Below are 3,430 nucleotides of genomic sequence, written 5' to 3' on the forward strand. Positions count from 1 at the left end.
AGGGAACAGGGAACAGAGAAAAAGAAAAAAATGTATCATATGAATATAATAATTACTATATTCTATACTTTTAAAGAACATCTGAATTCTCACAACTTATTCCTGATTGCTATATATTTAAATATGTCAATTTAGTATTGCAGGGAATAAATTAAAAAATAAGCTGAAAAATAAGAAATTAGCATTCTATCGCAATTGTCACACTTATGAGGTACAAAATTTTAGGTTTGAGGGAACAGGGAACAGGGAATAAAAAGACAAAAAGATAACTGTAACTCACGACTTTGGGAAATTCTATAATGGTATAAATCAGAATAAGATAATCAAGAAAACTATCAAATTATTTATAATTTTTTTTCTATTTTTTGATTTGGTAATTTAATCACAAATTCTGTTCCTTTTTCAGGAAGAGAATTACATTCCAATTCTCCTCCATGTTTATTGACTATAATTAAGTAACTCATAGATAATCCTAAGTTGCTGATTTTATTGTTAGTATTAGCATTTTCAAAAGCTTCATATAGCTTATCTTTGAGGTTTTCCAGTATTCCCAGTCCATTGTGAGCTATTTTAATTTCTACTCCATAGGATTCAATAATTGAAGTAGTAATAGTAATCCGATTTGGATTTTGTAGAATTTCTTGATAAGTTTTAAGTTTCTTATAATTGTATTCTTCTAAAGAATCAATTGCATTGACTAACAAATTCATAAAAACTTGATTTAACGTATTTGGATAACAATTAATCTGAGGTAAACTTTCATAATTTTTGACAATTTTAATAGCTGGACGCTGATTATTAGCTTTTAGTCGATGCTGTAAAATTATCAGAGCATTATCTATGCCCTCATTAATATTAAAAGCTACTTTTGAAGTACTATCTGCCCTAGCAAAACTTCGCAATGATACGCTAATTTCGCTTATGCGATTGCTGGCTTTTTTTACGGAAAATAAGATTTTTGGTAGCTCTTCAATCAAAAAATCTATATCCATTTCTTCCATATCTTTTTCAATTATTAGACCAGGATTAGGAAATTCTTTTTGATATAATTTCATGTGATTAATAATTGCTGTGAGATATGTTTCTGCCAACTTAACATTACCGACAACTATACTAACTGGATTATTTAACTCATGAGCAATACCAGCAACTAATGCTCCAATGTTAGACATTTTTTCACTTTGAATTAGTTGCAATTGAGCTGCTTTAAGTTCTTCTAAAGATTGAGAAAGCTCCACAGTTTTTGCCTGCACTTTATCCTCCAGTTCTGATGCAGATTTTTGCAATTCTATTTCTGCTGCCGTTAGTTCTGTTATCTCTTTTTGTAAGCGTAAATGTATATTTATTCTAGATAAAAGTTCTTCTGTTTTAAACGGTTTAACAACATAGTCTACAGCTCCTAAATTTAAACCTTTTATTTTTTCAGTAGATTCAGAAAGTGAAGTCATAAAAATTACAGGAATATTTCTAGTTTTTTCTGAAGCTTGCAAGTATCTACAAACCTCAAAACCATCTATTCCTGGCATGATTATATCTAGTAAAATCAAATCTGGCAATACATTTTTTACCTTCTCAATTGCACTTTCCCCATCCTCTACTACAATGACATTAAAACCAGAAAGTTTTAACAGATCCAACATTAAATTGGCATTTCTATATTCATTATCTACCACCATAATTGTGTATTCTTTTTTTTGATTCATGAAAACTCCTTTGATTTTTTTGTCAATTAAAAATACAGTTTTTTGATACTTTCTTGAGTACAAAAATTGATCGGATTGCAAATATATAAGTAGGAATATAAATTAAGATTAAACTGTTCCTAATTATTCTAAAAAAAATTTGCTATATTTTTGATTTTCTAAATTTTTTTTTACAAATATAACTAGATTTATTGAAAATAAAATCAAAGTAAATATCAGATTATTTATTGCTATTTTTATCTAGCAGGTATAATTTTCCTAATTACTACTTAGTACTCATAAAAAAATTAATAAATCAAATATATTTTTCATTTAATTATTAATTATGTTAACATTTTCATTAAAGTAAAAGTAAATTTTTATCAAAGTATAATTACTATTATATCACTTTTTGTCTTGAGATAGACACAATGCTGTAAAAATCTCAACTATGACTACCAAAAATCCAAATATTTAGGAGTATTAACCCATTGCGTATTATCATCCAAGGTTGGCGTTTTTTACCCCATTCTTATGCGATCGCAAATCAATTTCAACTACTAGAAATGCTGAACCGAAAGCATCTACAAATTTCTCATCAGGATATGCCTTACGTTAGCAAGAGTTGGCAACCCGTCACAGGTTTATTTCCTCCTGATGCAGAAATAGCATTACACAACATCCCCAAACCATCTCCTCAAAAAACTGCTGATGCCACATTACGGATATATGCTCCCTTTAATCTCAGTTTCTCCACGAGCAAACGAACAGCAGTTTTTGCCTGCACTGAATGGGGTATTGTTAGCAAATCTATTGTTAACGGAATGGGTGTAAACTCTTTTGCAGAAGCTCATGCTCAAGGGGATGCAATTATTATTACCCCCTCCCACTGGTCAAAAGATGGGTTTGTTCGTAGTGGTGCTCAAGAAAGTCGTGTCGCTGTTGTACCTCTTGGTGTCAACCCTAATATTTATCATCCTTTACCAACTTCTCAGAGAATTATCCTGCGCCAAAAGTTGGGCATTAATAACTATTTTGTGTTTCTCAACATAGGGGTGATGTGCAATAATAGTCAAGGAGTGGGACGCTTACTGAAAGCATTTGCCACCATTGTTGAGCGCTATCCAGATACCAAACTTATCCTTAAAGGTAGGGATGCTATTTTTCCTTCTCAAGATTCTATTCTCAAAGCTAGCAAAGTTGCACTCACTGATACACAGATGGAAAAAGTGAAATCTAGAATTATCTATGTTGGCGAAACTCTTTCATTTCTTGAACTAGCTCAACTTTATCAAGTTGCTGATGCTTATGTTTCTCCCTATTTAGCTGAAGGTTTTAATTTGCCAGTATTGGAAGCGACAGCTTGTGGTTTGCCTGTAATTTGTACAAAAGGTGGCCCAACAGATGATTTTACTAACTCGGACTTTGCTTTAAAAATTAATAGTAAACTTCAAAATAATTATACAAGGGATGGAGATACGCTCTGGTGTGTAGTACCAGAACAAGAGCATTTGATTGAATTAATGCAAACAGTTATTGAAAAACCTTTATTTTTAGAACAAGCTCGTCAAACTGGGCCTCAATGGGTTCTTCAGCATTTTACTTGGAAGCAAGTGGTGGATCGATTATTAGATGTGCTTATTCCGTCTGTAAAATTTGGTAGACCGACTTTTGAGCCAATTATTCTTTAGAGAGTAGGCAGTAGGCAGTAGGCAGTAGGCAGTAGGCAGTAGGCAGTAGGCAGTAGG

Annotated in this window: 2 protein-coding genes; one reads left to right on the forward strand and one right to left on the reverse strand. The window is 31.8% G+C overall.

Going from position 1 to position 3,430, the window contains the following annotated elements:
- Nucleotides 1–344 precede the first annotated feature (344 nt).
- Entirely contained in the window at nucleotides 345–1,703 is a 1,359-nt protein-coding gene (locus AC3DU7_RS15455; RefSeq protein ID WP_488040221.1) for a hybrid sensor histidine kinase/response regulator, read from the reverse strand.
- A gap of 470 nt (nucleotides 1,704–2,173) precedes the next feature.
- Between AC3DU7_RS15455 and AC3DU7_RS15460 the strand changes: the two genes are divergently transcribed.
- The gene (locus AC3DU7_RS15460) at nucleotides 2,174–3,373 is read left to right on the forward strand and encodes a glycosyltransferase (RefSeq protein ID WP_488040222.1); all 1,200 of its coding nucleotides are present in this window, start codon (nucleotides 2,174–2,176) and stop codon (nucleotides 3,371–3,373) included.
- Nucleotides 3,374–3,430 lie beyond the last annotated feature (57 nt).

The organism is Okeania sp. (genome assembly GCF_983059655.1).

Excerpts from the sequence above, each read along its gene's own strand:
- AC3DU7_RS15455 (WP_488040221.1), bottom strand. The coding sequence starts at position 1,703 with ATGAATCAAAAAAAAGAATACACAATTATGGTGGTAGATAATGAATAT.